An 18,766-nucleotide genomic window follows, 5' to 3' on the forward strand; every position below is an offset into this window, starting at 1 on the left:
AACTCAAGATGAATTTTTCCAAGTTCTTCATTTCGCGGCCGATCTTCGCAGCGGTGCTGTCGCTGTTGATCCTGATCGCCGGCGCGATCTCGCTGTTCCAGCTGCCGATCAGCGAATACCCGGAAGTGGTACCGCCGACCGTCGTGGTACGCGCCAACTTCCCGGGCGCCAACCCTAAAGTCATCGGTGAAACCGTGGCCGCTCCGCTGGAGCAAGCCATCACCGGCGTCGAGAACATGCTGTACATGTCCTCGCAGTCGACCGCCGACGGCAAACTGACCCTGACCATCACTTTCGCCCTGGGCACCGACCTGGACAACGCGCAGGTGCAGGTGCAGAACCGTGTGACACGCACTCAGCCAAAACTGCCTGAGGAAGTCACGCGCATCGGTATCACCGTAGACAAGGCGTCGCCCGACCTGACCATGGTGGTGCACATCACCTCCCCGGATCAGCGCTACAACATGCTCTACCTGTCCAACTACGCGATCCTGAACATCAAGGATGAGTTGGCGCGGCTGGGCGGCGTGGGCGATGTGCAGTTGTTCGGCATGGGCGACTACTCGCTGCGTGTATGGCTGGACCCGAACAAGACCGCCTCGCGCAACCTGACCGCCACCGATGTGGTCACGGCCATTCGCGAGCAGAACCGCCAGGTGGCGGCCGGTGCATTGGGCGCGCAACCCGCGCCCAATGACACCAGCTTCCAACTGTCGGTCAACACCCAGGGCCGCCTGGTCACTGAGGAAGAGTTCGAAAATATCGTGATTCGTGCCGGTGCCAACGGCGAAATCACGCGTTTGAAAGACATCGCGCGGGTTGAGCTGGGTTCCAGCCAGTACGCCCTGCGTTCGTTGATCGACAACCAACCGGCCGTGGCGATCCCGATCTTCCAGCGCCCGGGCTCCAACGCCATCGACATCTCCAATGAAGTGCGCGCCAAGATGGCGGAGCTCAAGCAGAGCTTCCCGGAAGGCATGGATTACCGCATTGCCTATGACCCGACGGTCTTCGTGCGCGGTTCCATCGAGGCCGTGGTTCATACCCTGTTTGAAGCACTGATCCTGGTGGTGCTGGTGGTGATCCTGTTCCTGCAAACCTGGCGCGCGTCGATCATTCCGTTGGTGGCAGTGCCGGTTTCGTTGATCGGTACCTTTGCGGTGATGCACCTGTTTGGCTTCTCGCTCAATGCGCTGTCGCTGTTTGGACTGGTGTTGGCGATTGGTATCGTGGTGGACGACGCCATCGTGGTGGTGGAGAACGTCGAGCGGAACATCGAGTTGGGATTGGAACCGTTCCCGGCCACTGAAAAAGCCATGAGCGAAGTGACCGGCCCGATCATCGCCACCGCGTTGGTGCTGTGTGCGGTGTTCATTCCGGCGGCGTTTATCAGCGGCTTGACCGGGCAGTTCTACAAGCAGTTCGCCTTGACCATTGCGATTTCGACGGTGATCTCGGCGTTCAACTCGCTGACCTTGTCCCCGGCCCTGGCTGCCGTCTTGCTCAAGGGGCACAACGCACCCAAGGACCGTTTTTCCAAGGCGCTCGACAAGGTGTTCGGCGGCTGGTTGTTCCGTCCGTTCAACCGGTTCTTCGAGAAAGCCAGCCATGGTTACGTCGGCACCGTGCGCCGGGTGATTCGCGGCAGCGGTATCGCACTGTTCCTGTACGCCGGGCTGATGGTGCTGACCTGGTTGGGTTTCGCCCATACGCCCACCGGTTTCGTACCGGCCCAGGACAAGCAATACCTGGTGGCCTTCGCGCAATTGCCGGACGCCGCGAGCCTGGACCGCACCGAAGATGTGATCAAGCGCATGTCGGACATCGCCATGAAGCAGCCGGGCGTGGAAAGCGCCATCGCCTTCCCCGGCCTGTCGATCAACGGTTTTACCAACAGCCCGAACAACGGCATCGTGTTCGTGACCTTGAAGCCGTTCGATGAGCGTAAAGACCCGAGCCTGTCGGCCGGCGCGATTGCCGGTGCACTGAACGGCAAGTACAGCAGCATCGAAGAAGCCTACATGGCGATCTTCCCGCCGCCGCCGGTACAGGGCCTGGGCACGATTGGCGGGTTCCGCCTGCAGATCGAGGACCGTGGCAACCTGGGTTACGACGAGCTGTACAAAGAAGTGCAGAACGTCATCACCAAAAGCCGTGGCGTGCCTGAGTTGTTCGGCCTGTTCACCAGCTACACGGTCAACGTGCCGCAGGTCGATGCCGCCATCGACCGCGAAAAGGCCAAGACCCACGGAGTGGCTGTCAGCGACATCTTCGACACCCTGCAGATCTACCTGGGTTCGCTGTATGCCAACGACTTCAACCGCTTCGGGCGTACCTACCAGGTCAACGTGCAGGCTGAGCAACAGTTCCGCCAGGATGAAGACCAGATCGGCCAGCTGAAAGTGCGTAACAACAAGGGCGAGATGATCCCGCTGGCGACCTTTATCAAGGTCAGCGACACCTCGGGCCCGGACCGCGTGATGCACTACAACGGCTTTATCACCGCTGAAATCAACGGCAACGCCGCACCGGGCTACAGCTCCGGCCAGGCCCAGGCCGCGATTGAAAAACTGTTGAAAGAGGAACTGCCCAACGGCATGACCTACGAGTGGACTGACCTGACGTATCAGCAAATCCTCTCGGGCAACACCGCGCTGTTCGTGTTCCCGCTCTGCGTACTGCTGGCGTTCCTGGTACTGGCCGCCCAATACGAAAGCTGGAGCCTGCCACTGGCGGTGATCCTGATCGTACCGATGACGCTGCTGTCGGCCATTACCGGGGTAATCATCTCGGGCGGCGACAACAACATCTTCACCCAGATTGGCTTGATCGTACTGGTGGGCCTGGCGTGTAAGAACGCGATTCTGATCGTCGAATTCGCCAAGGATAAACAGGCCGAGGGGCTCGACCCACTGGCTGCGGTACTCGAAGCCTGCCGTCTGCGTCTGCGGCCGATCCTGATGACCTCGTTCGCGTTCATCATGGGCGTGGTGCCCCTGGTGCTGTCCAGCGGTGCCGGTGCCGAGATGCGCCATGCAATGGGCGTGGCGGTGTTCTCCGGGATGATCGGCGTGACCTTCTTCGGTCTGTTGCTGACGCCAGTGTTCTACGTACTGATCCGTCGCTATGTGGAGCGCCAGGACGCGCGCAAAGCGGCCAAGGCCTTGAAGCTGGAGACACAGCAATGAGCGTGAAAGTCTTTCTACCGAGCTTGCTGGTGCTGGCGCTGAGCGCCTGTGCCGTGGGCCCGGACTACAAAACCGAAAAACTGGAGGCGGCCAACATCACGGCCGCCGCCGACACCAAAAGCTATGACCACGCCAAGTACGAAGGCATCTGGTGGCAGCAGTTCGACGACCCGACCCTCGACCAACTGGTGACCCAGTCGTTGAGCGGTAACCGCGACTTGCGCGTAGCCTTTGCCCGTCTGCGCGCGGCCCGCGCCATTCGTGATGACGCGGCCAACGACATCATGCCGGTGGTCACCAGCCGTGCCAGCAGCGACGTGGGCAAAGGCCAGATCCCGGGCCAGACCACCAAGCGCGTCAACAGCGAGCGCTACGACCTGGGCCTGGACATGGCCTGGGAAGTGGATTTGTTCGGCCGCATCCGCCGTAACCTGGAAGCCAGCGATGCTGACCAGCAGGTTGCCGAAGCCGACCTGTACCAACTGCAAGTCACCATGATTGCCGAACTGGTGGACGCCTACGGTCAACTGCGCGGTGCGCAATTGCGTGAACGCATCGCCCTGGACAACCTGAAGAACCAGCAGGAGTCGCGCACCATTACCGTCAGCCTGCGCGATGCCGGCGTCGGTGATCAGCTCGATGTGGAACGTGCCGACGCACGCCTGGCGGCCGTTGAAGCCAGCGTGCCGCAACTGCAGGCCGAGCAAGTGCGCGAGCGCAACCGCATCGCCACCCTCCTCGGCCAGCGCCCCGACAAGCTGAGTGTGGACCTGAGCCCCAAAGACCTGCCGGCGATTGCCAAGGCGTTTCCCATCGGCGACCCGGGGCAACTGCTGCAGCGCCGCCCGGACATCCTCAGTGCCGAACGCAAACTGGCGGCCGCCACCGCGCGTATCGGCGTGGCCAAGGCCGACCTGTTCCCACGGGTCAGCCTCAGCGGCTTCCTCGGCTTCACGGCCGGGCGCGGTTCGCAGATCGGGTCGGCCGCGGCGAATGCCTGGTCCCTCGGCCCAAGCATCACCTGGGCGGCGTTTGACCTGGGCAGCGTGCGAGCGCGGTTGCGCGGCGCGAACGCCGAGGCCGATGGCGCCCTGGCAACCTATGAGCAACAAGTGCTGCTGGCGTTGGAAGAATCGGAAAATGCTTTCAGTGATTACGGCAAACGCCAGCAGCGCCTGGTCTCGCTGATCCGTCAGAGTGAATCAAGTCGCGCGGCGGCCGACCTTGCGGCGATCCGCTACCGCGAAGGCACGGTGGATTTCCTGGTGCTGCTTGACGCGCAACGTGAGCGTCTGGCCGCTGAAGACTCCCAGGCCCAGGCCGAAGTGGACTTGTATCGCGGAATTGTCGCGATCTACAAGGCCCTCGGTGGCGGCTGGCAGCCGGACACGGTGGTCGCCAGCAGCAAATGATGTAAAGCGCTCCTTTGGTTGGTCGCATCCAGCCAATTTTTAGCCCCACGCCCCCTTCGGTCGTGGGGCTTTTTTTATGCCTGAGTCGCCAGGGTTAACGCCAAGGTTGTGCTTCAATTTTTCACAGTGATGAGTTCACAAGGAAACAGAACCCTGCAGTTTCATAGCGTGTTTACTACACGGCGCTGCTTGACCCTATGGCTTATAAGCAAGCGATGGCGGACGCCGGCTGCACCGCCGACGATCAACGCTGCGCACAGTGTGTGGGGCCAGGCGCCTCTTGAGCCGGCGTCAGCGTGCGAGGACCATCGCGAAGTAGCCAAACACCGTCAACAAAATGCCCGACACCGCATACGCCACAGGAAAACCGATCCAGGGCACGCTGCTGTCGATTTCCTTGGCGGCCTCACGCGCCGGTCCGGAGTGGCTACGCGCGCCGGCCACGCCGCCCATCAGGATCGCTGGGTTGATCTTGAACACATGAAACCCCACCGCCCAGACGATAAACGGCGGAACGGTGCAGGCGACAAAGCCGAGCACAACGACCTTCAACGCGATGATCGGGCTGATTTGTGAAACCAGGTTGGCGCCGGCGTTCACCCCCACGATCGCGACAAAGAAAATCAGCCCCATGTCTTCAAGAATGTTGCGGGCGGCGTTGGGTGTATTACCAAAAAAGCGCACGCGCGACACCAGTGACGAGACGATAATCCCCGACACCAGCAAGCCGCCCGCGTTGCCCAGGCCCACCGCTGCACCGAACGCCGGCACTTGGATCAGACCGATCAGCAACCCCAGCACCATGCCCAGTGACAGCGTCAGCAGATCGGTCGCGGTACTCGGCCGCCCCGCCTTGCCGAGTAACGCCGTGGCTTTGTCGATGGCGGTACGCAAGCCGATCAGGTGCATCACATCCAGGCGTTGCAGGCGTGTTTCCAGCCCCAGAGGAATGGGCGCGCCGCCGCGTTCGATGCCCACCAATTGCACCTGCCCGGCAATCGATGACTGGCTGAACTGCTTGAGCTGCTTGCCGATCGCATCACGGTGGGTCACCAGAATCACCGCCTCATCCAGCGGGATGTTGAGCGCCCGGGCGTCCGGCACTTCCGGCCCGATCAGGCCCATGTGATCGGTCAGCGCGTCGAGGCTGCCGCCCAGGGCAATGATATCGCCCAGTTGCAGCACCAGTGCGGGATCGGCGCCGAGCAACTGATCGCCGCGCTCGACATTCTCAATCTGGTACAGCGCAAATTGCTGGCGGAACTGCGCGATGGTCTGCCCCGCCCATTCACTGTTCACCAATCGGTACGCGCGCAAGTCGAAAGGCCGATAGCCACTGAGCCCGGCGTCATCGACATTGGGCACGCCGTGTTCGACTTCATACGCCTTGGCCGCTGCGCGTGCATCCACCCCCCACCAGCGCGGCAGGTATTTGCAGATCAGGATGATGCCGACCGTGCCCCAGATGTAGGTGATGCCATAGGACAACGCGATCATGGCCGTCGCCGCGGCGACCGTGGTGCCCGGCGGCAGCAGGACGACGCCGGAGGTAAGGGCTTGCTCCGCCGAGCCGATGGCCGCAGACATGGTTTGTGAACCGGCAAGAATACCGCCAGCGGCGCCCACCGGCAGCGACAAGAGCTTCACACCCAGCACCACGATGCCCAGGCCGAGGAACGACGACAGTATCGCCAGAAAGGTGAATTTCAGCCCATCGCCCTTGAGGCTATTGATAAACGAGGGCCCCACGCGCAGCCCGACGCCGTACATGAACAGGTAATAAAACAGGCTCTTGGTGAAGTTATCGAGCTCGAAATGCACGCCGTAGTAAGACGCCCAGGTCGCAATGGCGCACCCAATGACGATGGCCCCGGCCACCGCCCCCAAGCCATACCCCTTGATGGTGCCGCGCCCGACCCAGACGGACAGGCCGACCACCAGGAACAGCAGAATATAGGGGTTGTCGTGCAAGAAACTGAAGATGGCAGTCACGATAATTCGCACCTGGCAAGGCAAACACTTAGGGCACCGAGCCTCAAGGCCCGGTGAGCGTGAGGAGTGTCAGGCCAGGTTGGGGGTGTCTGCCGGGATCACCGGATCGGCGATCGCGCCGTGGCTGAAACTCGGCCCGGCGTCGGAATTGGCCACCGGTTTTTTCTGCAGATACTCGATAGCCTTGCGCAGGTCATCAAGCAACAGTGCTACCAGGTCGCGGCTCACGCCATGGCGGACCAGGATGCGTTGCACCACGATGTTCTGGCGGTCTGAAGGCAGTGGGTAGGACGCGATCTGCCACCCGCGCATGCGCACGCGCTCGGACAGGTCATACAGGCTGAAGCCATGGTCGATGCCGTCCTTGAGCTTGTAGCAGACCGCCGGCAGCCCGTCTTTGCCGTCATACACCAATTCCAGCGGGGCACACTTGGCGATTTGCGCGGCCAGCCACTGCGCCGTGTCGGAGCAGGCTTGTTGAATACGCGTGTAGCCGTCGCGCCCCAGCCGCAGGAAATTGTAGTACTGGGCAATGATCTCACCGCCCGGCCGGCTGAAATTCAGCGCGAAGGTCGCCATGTTGCCGCCGAGATAGTCGACGTAGAAGATCAATTCTTCCGGCAAATCTTCGGTAGAGCGCCAAATCACCCAGCCCACGCCAAGCGGCGCCAGCCCGTATTTGTGGCCCGAGGCGTTGATCGACTTGACCCGTTCGATCACAAAATCCCATTGCAGCGTTTGCTGGATGAACGGGGCGATAAACCCGCCACTCGCCGCATCAACATGTATCGGGATGTCCAGGCCGAGGTCGCGCTGCATCGCGTCCAGCTCGGCGGCCAGCGCGGCGACGGGTTCGTAGATACCGGTGAAGGTCACGCCCAGGGTCGCGACCACGCCGATGGTGTTCTCGTCGCAATACTCCCGCAGGTCGGCCGGCAGCAGGCCCAAGGCGTCACCGCGCAAGGGCACTTCACGAATTTCCACGTCAAAATAGCGGGCGAATTTTTTCCAGCAGATCTGCACCGGCCCGCACACGAAGTTCGGTTTATCAGTTGGCAGGCCCGCGGCTTCGCGACGTTTTTTCCAGCTCCACTTCAGGGCCAGGCCGCCAAGCATGGCCGCTTCGCTGGACCCTGTGGTCGAACAGCCCACGGTTTGCCAGGATTTGGGTGCGTGCCAGAGGTCGGCAATGATGTGCACGCACCGATTTTCAATTTCGGCGGTTTGCGGGTACTCGTCCTTGTCGATCATGTTTTTGTCGAGGGCGTCGGCCATCAACTGCTTCACTTCGGGCTCGACCCACGTGGTGCAGAAGGTCGCCAGGTTCTGCCGCGAGTTACCGTCCAGCAGCAGTTCATCGCGCACCAGGTTGTAGGCCGCCGACGGTGTGGTCGAGTGATTCGGCAAACGGTACTTGGGCAAGGTGTGCTGGGACGAACCGCTCGAATACACGTCTTCGATGGCTTGGTCTTGGGTTTCTACGGTTTTGTGAAGTGCCATGAAATCCTGCTCTTGAATGAGGGAAATGGCGTAGACGTTGATCGCGACAAGTGCCGATCAGGCTGCGTCAGGAGACAAGCGATGGAACGGTTGCGCTGACTATCACACGGACACGGGCGCCGGAGAGTGACCTGGATCATTGAAGCTGCGGGTCACCGCTCGCACAGGCTCGGCAGCGTTCCAATGACCTATTGGCTCAACGCTTCGTTCAATATCAAGCTGCGGTAATGCCCGGGGTTGGACCCGGACCACTTGCGAAACGCCTTGTAGAACGAACTGGTGTCGGCAAACCCCAAGCGCCCGGCGATTTCGGCAAAGCTGACCTGAGGCTCTGCCAACCAGACAATCGCCAGCTCCTTGCGCACGCTGTCTTTGAGCCCCTGATAGGTCTGCCCTTCATCCGCCAGGCGGCGTCGCAGGGTCGACGCCGAAATACACAAGTTGGCCGCCAACCCCTCGGTTTCCGGCCAGGTATCGGCGGGCATCTGGCGTAGATCGTGCTTGATGCGCGTGGCCAGGCTATCCGGGTCGCGGTACTTGACCAATATGTTGGCCGGCGCATGGGCAAGAAAGCGCTTGAGTTCTTCCGGGCTGCGCTTGATCGGCACGTCCAGGCAGTCTGCAGAAAAGATCATGCGCGTACGCGGCCGATCAAAACGCAGGTTCTCAGAAAACATCACCCGGTAATCGTCGTAAAAGTCCGGTTGTGGGCAGCGCAGCTCAATCGCAAGGATCGGGATGCGCCGGCCAGCCAGCCAACAGGCGACGCCGTGCACAATCATCCAATAGGTGAAATAGGTAAACGCGCGTTTGGGCGCAGGTTCAGCCAACACGATTTCCGCCAGGCTTTGTTGGTGCACCAATTGCGCGGGCATCTGCTCAAGCATCAGCGACAGAAACCCCAGCCCGGTTTGCAGGGCCTCGCCCAGATTGGGTTGCGCCATGGCGGCGCGGCACAGGAACGCCAGGCTGCCGGACTTGAGCTTGCGCGGGTCCATTCCAAAAAATTCATCATCCGTGCGCCGCGCCAGCAAGCGCCACAGGCGTGCATAGGCCGTGGCGGGCACGCGGGCGTCGGGCTGGTCGAGCAACGCCGGGTCTATCCCAACCTTGCTCAACGCCTCCACCGTGGCCGCGCCGGGCGCGCAGCTTTGCAGCAAGGCTTCGAGCACAAGATGGATAGAGATGGTGTCTTTTTCCGCCATGGGAATCGGGCTATTCAATGCTGCAAAAGATGGGGTGCATCATAAGGGCGGTTGCGATTCGCCACCACCGTTCAGCCGCAGTTCAGCAAAGCGCAATATTCCCTGTTTAGTAATGAGTATCATTATGTTACAAATTAGCATCCTATCCAGTCATGATGCGGTGCCGAATGCTCGTTCCCTTTCTAATCATGCTGCGCGAAGGCATTGAAGCAGCATTGATCGTTGGCATCATCGCCAGTTACCTGCAACAGACCGGCCGCGGCCAGTGGATGCCCGCGGTATGGATCGGCGTGTTTCTCGCCGCTGCCCTGGCGCTGCTGGTCGGCGGCGGCCTGGAACTGGTCAGCGCCGAATTCCCGCAAAAACAACAGGAATTGTTCGAAGGTGTGGTCGGCCTGGTGGCCGTCGGCATTCTCAGCTCCATGGTGTTCTGGATGCGCAAAGTAGCGCGCTCCATCAAGCATTCCCTGCACGAATCCCTCGACCACGCCCTGGCCGGCTCCAAGCATCAGGTGATCGCGCTGATCGCCATGGTGTTTTTCGCCGTGGCCCGTGAAGGCCTGGAGACGGTGTTCTTCCTGCTCGCGGTGTTCCAGCAGAGCGAAGGCCCGGGCACGCCGATTGGCGCCCTGCTCGGCCTGATCCTGGCGATCATCGTCGGTTTCCTGATCTACACCGGCAGCATGCGCTTGAACCTGGGTGCGTTCTTCCGCTGGACCGGCTTGTTCATCCTGGTGGTTGCCGCCGGCATTCTCGCCAACTCGGTACAAGCCCTGCACGAGGCCGGGGTGTGGAACCACTGGCAAACCGTCTTGTTCGATTTCAGCGCGACACTGCCGATGGATGGCCCATTGGGCTCGGTGCTGGCCGGGATGTTCGGCTATCAGGACGCACCGACCATCAGCACCCTGGGCGCGTATCTGATTTACCTGGTGGTGGCGCTGGTGATGTTCTTCCTGCCGTCCGCCCCACCCAGGCCTGTCGCTAACACCTCTTCCGTTTCCAGCCAGTAAGGACCGTCTCTTGTCCAACCCAACCCCTCAACCGGCTCTGCCTTCCCGCGCCCTGCGCTGGGCGGTGGCCGGCTCGGTGGTCGTGATGATCGGCGCCGGTGCGCTGTTCTATTACGCCTCGCAATTGGCCGCCGCCAAACGTCAGACCAACCACAATGAAATCGCGGTGACCATCCATGGCCACGCTTGCGAACCCAACGCGTTGACCGTGCCCGCCGGGCACGCGAGCTTTCGCATCATCAACCGCTCCGACCGCGCGGTGGAGTGGGAAATCCTCGACGGCGTGCTGGTGATCGAGGAGCGCGAAAATATCGCCCCTGGCCTCAGCCAGGTGATCAACGCCAACCTGCTGCCCGGCGACTATGCAATCACCTGCGGGCTGTTGAGCAACCCGCGCGGCACGTTGCACGTGACGCCGACGGCTGAGTCCGACGCCCAGGCCAAGGCCAAGCCGTCGATGGTGGCGTTTATCGGCCCGCTGTCGGAGTTCCGCGTGTACCTGAGCGGCCAGGGCAGTGCGCTGGTCAAGGCCGTTACGGCGCTGCAACAGGCCATTGAAGCCGGTGACCTGGCTCAGGCGCAGGCACTCTATGTGCCGGCCCGTGAGGCCTACCAGCGCCTGGCGCCGGCCTCGCAACGCCTGGCCGAGTTGGATAACGCCATCAACGCACGCGCCGACTACTTTGAAAAGCGCGAGCAAGACCCGGCGTTCAGCGGCTTCCATCGCCTCGAATACAGCCTGTTCCAGCAGCACAGCGTGGAGGGCCTGGCCCCGATTGCGCAACGCCTGGTCACCGACGTCACCACGCTCAAGCAACAACTGCTGGCCCAATCGCTGCCACCGGAACAACTGGTGAGCATTGTGGTGCGCAACCTCAACAGCCTGGCGGATGTCCGCGCCGCCAGCGGTGAAGAGGAACGCTACAGCCATATCGACGTGAACGGGTTTGCCGCCAACCTGGAAGCGGCCCACAAGGTGGTGGAGTTGATGCGCCCGTTGTTGACCAAATCCGCAGCGGACCTGCTGCCGAAAATCGACAGCGCCCTCGCCGCCTTCGATACCGAGCTCAATGGTTTGAAAGTCGACGGCCAGTACCGCCGCTACGACAGCGTCACCGCCGATCAGCGCAAGCAGATCGCCGACAAGGCCAAGGCTCTGGCCGCTGTACTCGATGGAATCGACCCCGCCCTTGGCCTTTCCGGCCTGCAGTGAAGACGAACTAACAGATGAGTGATTCAGAACAGTTTTGCCCGCAACGTCGCCGTGTCCTGCTGGGCATGGCGGCCACCGGCGCCGCGATTGCCGGCAGCAGCTTGAGCTGCCCGGCCATGGCGGCGGCTGCGGCCGAGCAAGTCACCACTGCACCGCGCAGTGACAAGACGCAGGACCATCACGATTTTTTCGGTGAGCACCAGAGCGGCATCGTCACCCCACGCCCGGCCTGCGGCATGCTGGTGGCGTTTGACGTACTGGCCAGTGACCGCGAAGACCTGGAGCGTCTGTTTCGCACATTGAACGAGCGCATCAGCTTCCTGATGACCGGCGGCACCGTGCCGCAAGTCGATCCGAAACTGCCACCTACCGATTCCGGCATTCTGGGCCCGGTGGTCACGCCGGATAACCTGACCATCACCGTGTCCGTCGGCGAGTCGCTGTTCGATGAGCGCTTCGGCCTCACCGCCGTCAAACCCAAGCGCCTGAGCCGCATGGTCGGCTTCCCCAACGACGCATTGGAGCCGGCGCAGTGCCACGGCGACCTGAGCCTGCAATTCAGCTCAAACACCCCGGACACCAATATCCACGCCCTGCGCGACATCGTCAAAAACCTGCCGGACCTGCTGCTGGTGCGCTGGAAACAGGAAGGCAGCGTGCCGCCGCAAGCGCCGGCCAAACCCGGCGAGCCTGCGCAGAGCGCGCGTAATTTTCTCGGTTTCCGTGACGGTTCGGCCAACCCGAACTCCAACGACGACAAGGCCATGGACCAGATTGTCTGGGTGCAGCCCGGCAGCGACGAGCCCGCCTGGGCCGCCAACGGCAGCTACCAGGCCGTGCGCATCATCCGCAATTTCGTCGAGCGCTGGGACCGTACCCCGCTGCAAGAGCAGGAAAGCATTATCGGGCGCATCAAACCCACCGGCGCGCCCATGGATGGCGACAAGGAAAGCCAGGTTCCCGACTACAGCAAGGACCCGGAAGGCAAGCTGACCAAGCTTGATGCCCACATCCGCCTGGCCAACCCGCGCACCCCGCAGACTCAGGCCAACCTGATCCTGCGTCGGCCGTTCAACTACTCCAACGGCGTCAACAAAAACGGTCAGCTGGACATGGGGCTGTTGTTCATCTGCTACCAGGCTGACCTGGAGAAAGGCTTCATCAGCGTGCAAACCCGGCTCAACGGCGAGCCTCTGGAGGAATACCTCAAGCCGGTCGGCGGCGGGTACTTCTTCACCTTGCCGGGGGTCACAGGGCCCAAGGATTTCATCGGGCGCACGCTACTCGCTGCAACGCACCCTCAAACCACTGCCAACACCTAAAACAAACCAGAGCGGAAAAACGTCCCATGAAGAAGTCGACTATCGCGTTGTCGTTGTTAATGACCCTCTCGCCGCTGGCAGCATTCGCCGCTACCGCGCCTCTGGACCTGGTAGGCCCGGTGTCGGACTACAAGATCTACGTCACCGAAGAAATCGGTGAGCTGGTCACCCAGACCAAGGCGTTCACCGACGCCATCAACAAGGGCGACCTGGCCACCGCCCAGAAGCTCTACGCCCCGACCCGTGTTCACTATGAGTCCATCGAGCCGATCGCCGAGCTGTTCAGCGACCTCGACGCCTCCATCGACTCGCGCGTTGACGACCACGAAAAAGGCGTGACCGCCGAAGACTTCACCGGCTTCCACCGCATCGAGTACGTGCTGTTCTCCGAGAAGACCACCAAAGGCCTCGAAGCGCTGACCGCCAAACTCAACACTGACGTCAACGACCTGAAAACCCGGGTTGACGGCCTGACCTTCCCACCTGAGAAAGTGGTCGGCGGTGCTGCTGCCCTGCTGGAAGAAGTGGCCGCCACCAAGATTTCCGGTGAGGAAGACCGTTACAGCCACACCGACCTGTATGACTTCCAGGGCAACATCGACGGCGCGAAGAAAATCGTCGACCTGTTCCGCGGCCAGATCGAGAAGCAAGACAAGGTCTTCCTGACCAAAGTCGACAAGAACTTCGCTGCCGTGGACAAGATCCTGGCCAAGTACAAAACCAAGGATGGCGGCTTCGAGACGTACGACAAAGTGAAGGAAAACGACCGCAAGGCGCTGGTAGGCCCGGTCAACACCTTGGCTGAAGACCTGTCGACCCTGCGCGGCAAGCTCGGCCTGAACTGATAAAAAGCCCCAGGCCCTGCACTCATGCAAGTGCAGGGCCTGGGACTGCTTCAGCCTGGTGTCGGGTTTGACCGCTTAGACGGCCATTGGGGCTGTCGATTTGAAGTCAGGCAATGGCGTGGCATCCGCCCTCCCCGTTTTTGGATTGATCGCATACCAGAAACCATTGACCCTTGGCGCGATAACGGCGATTCCCTGGCTGGTTCCAGCCACGCCCGTCGACGCAAGTGCAGGTGCAGGATCCCACCCTCCCGCCAACCAGTAATCCTCAACTTCTCCTCTACGGTTAACAAGTGTGGCGCTGTCTTGCCCAGCATCGAAGCGCTGGGGGCCAGATGCGACAATTTGAATAGGCCCTTGATGGCGGCATTTACCAGTTGCGCATAGCCGTCCGCCGGATTCATCACCGCACTGGGCATGCAGCATTGCTGAGCGCGTCAATGAATAGCCGGATCGAGGCGTTACGAGGAATGGGCTGGTCGTTGATGTCGCCAATCATCAACCAGTGAATGGGTTTGTTGCAGTTTTCCATCCGCTCTGCGTGCGTCGATGTGCTGCGGAAAGCCTCGGCCTGCGCACTCAGCTTCGGCCGAGTGGCCAGCACTGGTCGATGAGTTTTCGCGTTTGTAGCGCAGTGCGGCCTGTTCAAACCTGGCTTGCGTCAGTTGCCCGTCCAGTCGGCGTGGCGCGCCTGCCAGTCACGCATGTACAGCGTTGCGGGAACTGTCCTGAGGCGTGGGCGCAGCCGGGCCGGAATCAGGCCCGGCTGCTGCTCTACGCCGTGAGGGTTCACAAGATGCGGTAAAGCAACCGCTCGATGCGCACGCGGCTGACACGTCGCAGGAACTTGCCAACAGCCGGCGGATAGTCCACCAGGGTCTGCAACTGTTGATACCCTTCGATGCGCGTGGTGTGCTGAAAAATCTGCGCCAGTTCGGTACGCCGCGGCTCCAGCCACTGGCCGCGCGGGTCATCGATGAGCAAGGCGTTTTCCAGGTCGAGTCGGAACGCCCGTGGGTTCAGATTGTTGCCGGTGAGCAAGGTGTAGCGCTGGTCAACCCACATGCCCTTGAGGTGATAGGTGTTGTCGCCGTCGCGCCACAGGTGCAGGTTCAACTGGCCGCTGTCGATCATCGGCTGATGGCGTTTGGCGAAGCGGCGCAGGCTGATTTCATACAAATAAGGCAACGCCGCGATCACCTTGAACGGCTCGCTGGGCGGGATGTAGAAGTCGTTGGCGGTTTTGTCGCCAACAATGATGTCGATCTTGACCCCGCGCGCCAGGGCGCGATTGATTTCCCGGGTCACCGGCAGTGGCAGGTTGAAATACGGCGTGCAGATAGTCAGCTGATGCTGGGCACTGGCGATCAACTCGAGGATCACGCGGTTTAGAGGGTTGTTCTTGCCGACGCCCAGCAGCGGGCTTACCAGCATGTGGCCGTTGGGCAACAGCCCGGCTGTGGTGTCATACGCCGCATGCTTGAGGCGGCTGCGCAAGTCGCCGATATCGTTGCGCAGGCTGCGGGTGGTGGGCGGGTTCGGCAGGTCCAGGCGATGCACGGCCTTGGAGGCAATCAAGCCGTGCTCCAGCAAATGCTGCATCGAGTCGGCCAGCGCCTGGCTGTGGATCAGGTGGTAGCGGTCAAAACGATACTTGTCGAACTTGTGCAGGTACACGTTATTCAAGCTCGCGCCGCTGTACAGCACGCTGTCGTCGATCACAAAGCCCTTGAGGTGCAACACGCCGAACAGTTCACGGGTCTGCACCGGCACGCCGTACACCGGCACTTCACTGGCGTGGCGTTGGGTCATGGCCTGGTACCAGGCACTGTTGCCGGGTTGCTTGCCTGCGCCAATCAGGCCGCGCTGGGCGCGCAGCGAATCCACCACCACCACGATGTCCAGCGCTGGCCGTGCAGCCTTCGCGGCGTGCAAGGCATCGTAGATCTCCTGGCCGGCTTCATCCTGCTGCAAGTAGAGCGCGACGATGTAGATGCGCCGCGTGGCCTGGGGGATTTTGTCCAGCAGGCAACGGCGAAACGCATCGGCGCCGGACAGCACGTCGATCGACTCGGGAGACAGTGGGAAACCACGCAGTTTTGGCAACAGGGAGCGTTTGAAGAACGACGGCATAAGGCTCGCAATGGGTCGAATCCGAAGAGGCCCCGAGCTTACACCATGGGGCAGCTCAGGTCTCGTCGCCCGAGATGGAAAAAAGTTAATTGACCATGGAGAACGATCGTTCTACTGTGCACGGCATGAATGAATCAATCAGCAATGACACCCGCGATATTATCCTCGATGTTACCGAGAAGTTGATCTATCGCCATGGCATCGCCGCCACCGGCATGGACTTGCTGGTGAAAACCGCGGGCGTTTCGCGCAAAAGTGTTTACCGGTACTTCGCCAATAAAGATGAGTTGGTGATTGCCGCCCTGCACCGCCGCGATGAGCGCTGGATGCAGTGGCTGCGCAGCGAAGTCGAACGCAGTGAAGGCAGTGGAGAACGCCTGCTGGCGCTGTTCGACGCCCTCAAGGCGTGGTTTGGCTCGGCAGACTTTCGCGGGTGCGCCTTCATCAACACCAGTGGTGAAACCGGCGACCCGCACGACCCGGTGCGCCTGCTGGCCAAGGCGCATAAACGCAAACTCTTCGATTACGCATTGGAACTGTGCAAAGCACATGGCACCCCCGACCCTGAACAGCAGGCCGCGCAACTGCTGATCTTGATCGACGGCGCCATTACCGTTGCCCTGGTGATGGGTGATTCAACAGCTGCTGATAATGCGCAATGCATGGCGCGAACGTTATTGCAACTTTGAACGCATCAACTGCGCAACTTTCGATAGACCTCATTGTTTTCAGGAGCTGCCCCATGTCATCCAAGGCACCGTCATCCGACACAGAAGTTCGCCCGCCACTGCCACCGTTTACCCGCGAGTCGGCCATCGAAAAGGTTCGCCTGGCCGAAGACGGTTGGAATTCCCGCGACCCGCACCGCGTGTCGCTGGCTTACACACCGGACACGCAATGGCGCAATCGCGCTGAATTTGCGCACAACCGCGAAGAGGCCAAGGGTTTTCTGACCCGCAAGTGGGCCAAAGAGCTGGACTATCGGCTGATCAAGGAATTGTGGGCCTTCACCGGTAACCGTATCGCCGTGCGCTATGCCTACGAATGGCACGACGATTCCGGCAACTGGTTCCGCTCCTACGGCAATGAGAACTGGGAGTTCGACGAGAACGGTCTAATGGCCAACCGCTTTGCCTGCATCAATGACCTGCCGATCAAGGCCAGCGAACGCAAGTTTCACTGGCCGCTGGGCCGGCGCCCGGATGATCATCCGGGGCTGTCCGACCTCGGGCTTTAAGCCGGTTGCAATGCAAAATGTGGGAGCGGGCAACCCCGCTCTCGCATTCAGTCCTGGTTCAGGCCGACCCGATACAGCACACCGTTATCCTCGTCAGTCAGCACATACAGAAACCCATCCGGCCCCTGCCGCACATCGCGGATGCGCGCTTTCAAACCTGCGAGCAAACGCTCTTCATGGATCACCTTGTCGCCGTCGAACTGCAGGCGGATTAACTCCTGGCTGGCCAAAGCGCCAATGAACAAGTTGTGCTGCCACGCCTTGAAGCGGTCGGCATCATAAAACGCCATGCCACTGATCCCCGGCGATTTCTCCCAGACGTGATGAGGCGCCACGGTGCCTTCCACCGTCTTGCCCTTGGCCTCGGGAATCGGTGTCAGCGAATAATTGATGCCGTGGGTCGCCAATGGCCAACCGTAATTCTTGCCGCGCTCGATGATGTTGATTTCATCACCACCGCGTGGCCCGTGTTCGTTTTCCCAGATCGTGCCACTCCAGGGGTTCAACGCCAGCCCTTGCGGGTTGCGCTGGCCGTAGGACCAGATCTCGGGGCGTACGCCCTGCTGACCAACAAAGGGGTTGTCCTCCGGCACGCGGCCGTCCGGGAAGATCCGCACCACCTTGCCTTGCAGTTTGTCCAGGTCCTGAGCGGTCGGGCGATCATTGTTTTCACCCAGGGTCACGAACAGGTAGCCATCGCGGTCGAAGGCCAACCGCGAGCCAAAGTGATTGCCGGTGGACAGCTTGGGCTCCTGGCGCAGGATCACGTTGAAATCCTTCAGGCCGCTCAGGTCATCAGCCAAGCGCCCGCGTCCGACGGCGGTGCCGGCCTTGCCACCCTCGCCGCCGCCTTCGGCGTACGACAGGTAGACCATGCGGTCCTGCTTGAAGTCGGGCGACAGCACCACATCCAGCAAACCGCCCTGCCCTTTGGCCCACACTTGGGGCACGCCGGTCAACGTTGCAGAAAGCTTGCCGTCGGGGCTGACAAAACGCAGATGACCTGGGCGTTCGGTCACCAGAAAGCCTTGCTTGTCCGGCAGAAACGCCACTGCCCAGGGATGGTCGAGGCCTTTGACGATTGGGGTCGCGGTGATGCTGCCTTGTTCGCTCGGGAATTGCTGGGCATCGGCGGCGTGAACCGCAGCCAGTGGCAGCAGCGTGGTTGCGCAAATAGCGGCTAGAAGGGTTTTGCGTAGCAACATAAGACGGAGTCCTTACCGGCGATTGCCGTTGGCGTCATAGGTGGGGGCTTTGGTGTCGGTGGTGGGACGGCTCGGGGCGGCCTCACGCTTGGGATAGCGATTGCCAATGCCGCCGTTTTGCACGGTGGGTGCGGGACTGGTCGGTCCGGTCTGAATCCCGCGTGTCGCCGGCGCATTGGGCTGGGTGCCCTGCATGCTGTTGGGGTTGGCCCGATGAATAGGGCTGTTGTTGGAGTCGTAGCTGCCAGGCAGGTTTTGCGCCTGGGCCAATGGCGTCAGCGCCAGGCCCAACGCCAGTACTGCAAGGTGACGCACACAGCTGTTCATGACAAAGCCTCTCTGGGGCAGTGGTACGTGCTTTCGATAACACGCTACGCCTTGGGTTCGGCTTTCGACACTAAATAGTTTCTCATCAGGTGTAACACAATCTGTCCGCGCATCTGCTCGCCGAAACTTTTCCCGGCGCCTGTGAGTCACCAGAACACAGTCTCTTCTCAAGGA

Annotated in this window: 14 protein-coding genes; 8 read left to right on the plus strand and 6 right to left on the minus strand. The window is 61.2% G+C overall.

The window, feature by feature from the left end:
- Nucleotides 1-8 precede the first annotated feature (8 nt).
- Together L8K08_RS11780 and L8K08_RS11785 are read left to right on the plus strand one after the other, a co-directional pair.
- A complete protein-coding gene (locus L8K08_RS11780) occupies nucleotides 9-3,188 on the plus strand; it encodes an efflux RND transporter permease subunit (RefSeq protein WP_145160482.1) in 3,180 nt (1,059 codons plus the stop codon).
- Complete coding sequence (locus L8K08_RS11785) at nucleotides 3,185-4,600, plus strand: TolC family protein (protein WP_242196969.1); 1,416 nt, start codon at nucleotides 3,185-3,187, stop codon at nucleotides 4,598-4,600. Before L8K08_RS11780 ends, L8K08_RS11785 begins: the two co-directional genes overlap by 4 nt.
- 291 nt (nucleotides 4,601-4,891) lie before the next feature.
- Here the strand turns inward: L8K08_RS11785 and L8K08_RS11790 are convergent, their stop codons facing one another.
- The 3 genes from L8K08_RS11790 to L8K08_RS11800 form a co-directional block, all read right to left on the minus strand.
- Nucleotides 4,892-6,592, minus strand: coding sequence for a transporter (locus L8K08_RS11790; RefSeq protein WP_242196972.1), 1,701 nt, complete (start codon nucleotides 6,590-6,592; stop codon nucleotides 4,892-4,894).
- Between the two features lie 69 nt (nucleotides 6,593-6,661).
- Nucleotides 6,662-8,092 (minus strand): glutamate decarboxylase, encoded by a 1,431-nt coding sequence (locus L8K08_RS11795; RefSeq protein WP_242196975.1) that lies wholly within the window; start codon nucleotides 8,090-8,092, stop codon nucleotides 6,662-6,664.
- Between the two features lie 188 nt (nucleotides 8,093-8,280).
- Nucleotides 8,281-9,297, minus strand: coding sequence for an AraC family transcriptional regulator (locus L8K08_RS11800; protein WP_242196978.1), 1,017 nt, complete (start codon nucleotides 9,295-9,297; stop codon nucleotides 8,281-8,283).
- A gap of 167 nt (nucleotides 9,298-9,464) precedes the next feature.
- Here L8K08_RS11800 and efeU point away from each other — a divergent pair, with 167 nt between their 5' ends.
- From efeU to efeO (L8K08_RS11820), 4 genes are read left to right on the plus strand one after another with little or no spacing between them, the layout of a single operon-like run.
- Nucleotides 9,465-10,310: an iron uptake transporter permease EfeU gene (efeU, locus tag L8K08_RS11805; RefSeq protein WP_242196981.1), complete on the plus strand. Its 846-nt coding sequence runs from the start codon at nucleotides 9,465-9,467 to the stop codon at nucleotides 10,308-10,310.
- Between the two features lie 10 nt (nucleotides 10,311-10,320).
- Nucleotides 10,321-11,523 carry an iron uptake system protein EfeO gene (gene efeO / locus L8K08_RS11810; protein WP_242196984.1) on the plus strand — a complete coding sequence of 401 codons (1,203 nt, stop codon included), beginning with the start codon at nucleotides 10,321-10,323 and terminating at the stop codon, nucleotides 11,521-11,523.
- Between the two features lie 14 nt (nucleotides 11,524-11,537).
- Entirely contained in the window at nucleotides 11,538-12,845 is a 1,308-nt protein-coding gene (gene efeB, locus L8K08_RS11815; protein WP_242196987.1) for an iron uptake transporter deferrochelatase/peroxidase subunit, read from the plus strand.
- A gap of 26 nt (nucleotides 12,846-12,871) precedes the next feature.
- On the plus strand, nucleotides 12,872-13,690 hold the full coding sequence (gene efeO / locus L8K08_RS11820) for an iron uptake system protein EfeO (protein ID WP_145160465.1): 819 nt from the start codon (nucleotides 12,872-12,874) through the stop codon (nucleotides 13,688-13,690).
- Nucleotides 13,691-14,479: 789 nt separating this feature from the next.
- Here efeO (L8K08_RS11820) and pssA read toward each other — a convergent pair.
- Nucleotides 14,480-15,823, minus strand: a complete 1,344-nt coding sequence (pssA, locus tag L8K08_RS11825; RefSeq protein WP_242196990.1) for a CDP-diacylglycerol--serine O-phosphatidyltransferase — start codon at nucleotides 15,821-15,823, stop codon at nucleotides 14,480-14,482.
- 125 nt (nucleotides 15,824-15,948) lie between these two features.
- On the opposite strand from pssA, the gene L8K08_RS11830 reads away from it, so the two are divergent.
- Nucleotides 15,949-16,512 (plus strand): TetR/AcrR family transcriptional regulator, encoded by a 564-nt coding sequence (locus tag L8K08_RS11830; protein WP_242196993.1) that lies wholly within the window; start codon nucleotides 15,949-15,951, stop codon nucleotides 16,510-16,512.
- A gap of 53 nt (nucleotides 16,513-16,565) precedes the next feature.
- The gene (locus L8K08_RS11835; RefSeq protein ID WP_242196996.1) at nucleotides 16,566-17,060 is read left to right on the plus strand and encodes a nuclear transport factor 2 family protein; all 495 of its coding nucleotides are present in this window, start codon (nucleotides 16,566-16,568) and stop codon (nucleotides 17,058-17,060) included.
- Between the two features lie 47 nt (nucleotides 17,061-17,107).
- Here L8K08_RS11835 and L8K08_RS11840 read toward each other — a convergent pair whose 3' ends face one another.
- Complete coding sequence (locus tag L8K08_RS11840) at nucleotides 17,108-18,265, minus strand: PQQ-dependent sugar dehydrogenase (RefSeq protein WP_242196999.1); 1,158 nt, start codon at nucleotides 18,263-18,265, stop codon at nucleotides 17,108-17,110.
- Between the two features lie 12 nt (nucleotides 18,266-18,277).
- The gene (locus tag L8K08_RS11845) at nucleotides 18,278-18,592 is read right to left on the minus strand and encodes a hypothetical protein (RefSeq protein ID WP_242197002.1); all 315 of its coding nucleotides are present in this window, start codon (nucleotides 18,590-18,592) and stop codon (nucleotides 18,278-18,280) included.
- Nucleotides 18,593-18,766: the final 174 nt, after the last annotated feature.

Source organism: Pseudomonas sp. TREG-RG-20F-10-E-6-01 (assembly GCF_022662455.1).
Lineage (GTDB): Bacteria > Pseudomonadota > Gammaproteobacteria > Pseudomonadales > Pseudomonadaceae > Aquipseudomonas.

Bases quoted from the DNA above. Each gene is read 5' to 3' on its own strand.
- L8K08_RS11800 (WP_242196978.1), bottom strand. From the start codon at position 9,297: ATGGCGGAAAAAGACACCATCTCTATCCATCTTGTGCTCGAAGCCTTG.
- L8K08_RS11840 (WP_242196999.1), bottom strand. From the start codon at position 18,265: ATGTTGCTACGCAAAACCCTTCTAGCCGCTATTTGCGCAACCACGCTG.
- efeU (WP_242196981.1), top strand. From the start codon at position 9,465: ATGCTCGTTCCCTTTCTAATCATGCTGCGCGAAGGCATTGAAGCAGCA.
- L8K08_RS11835 (WP_242196996.1), top strand. From the start codon at position 16,566: ATGTCATCCAAGGCACCGTCATCCGACACAGAAGTTCGCCCGCCACTG.
- L8K08_RS11785 (WP_242196969.1), top strand. From the start codon at position 3,185: ATGAGCGTGAAAGTCTTTCTACCGAGCTTGCTGGTGCTGGCGCTGAGC.
- L8K08_RS11830 (WP_242196993.1), top strand. From the start codon at position 15,949: ATGAATGAATCAATCAGCAATGACACCCGCGATATTATCCTCGATGTT.
- L8K08_RS11780 (WP_145160482.1), top strand. From the start codon at position 9: ATGAATTTTTCCAAGTTCTTCATTTCGCGGCCGATCTTCGCAGCGGTG.
- efeO (WP_145160465.1), top strand. From the start codon at position 12,872: ATGAAGAAGTCGACTATCGCGTTGTCGTTGTTAATGACCCTCTCGCCG.
- efeB (WP_242196987.1), top strand. From the start codon at position 11,538: ATGAGTGATTCAGAACAGTTTTGCCCGCAACGTCGCCGTGTCCTGCTG.
- L8K08_RS11795 (WP_242196975.1), bottom strand. From the start codon at position 8,092: ATGGCACTTCACAAAACCGTAGAAACCCAAGACCAAGCCATCGAAGAC.
- pssA (WP_242196990.1), bottom strand. From the start codon at position 15,823: ATGCCGTCGTTCTTCAAACGCTCCCTGTTGCCAAAACTGCGTGGTTTC.
- L8K08_RS11845 (WP_242197002.1), bottom strand. From the start codon at position 18,592: ATGAACAGCTGTGTGCGTCACCTTGCAGTACTGGCGTTGGGCCTGGCG.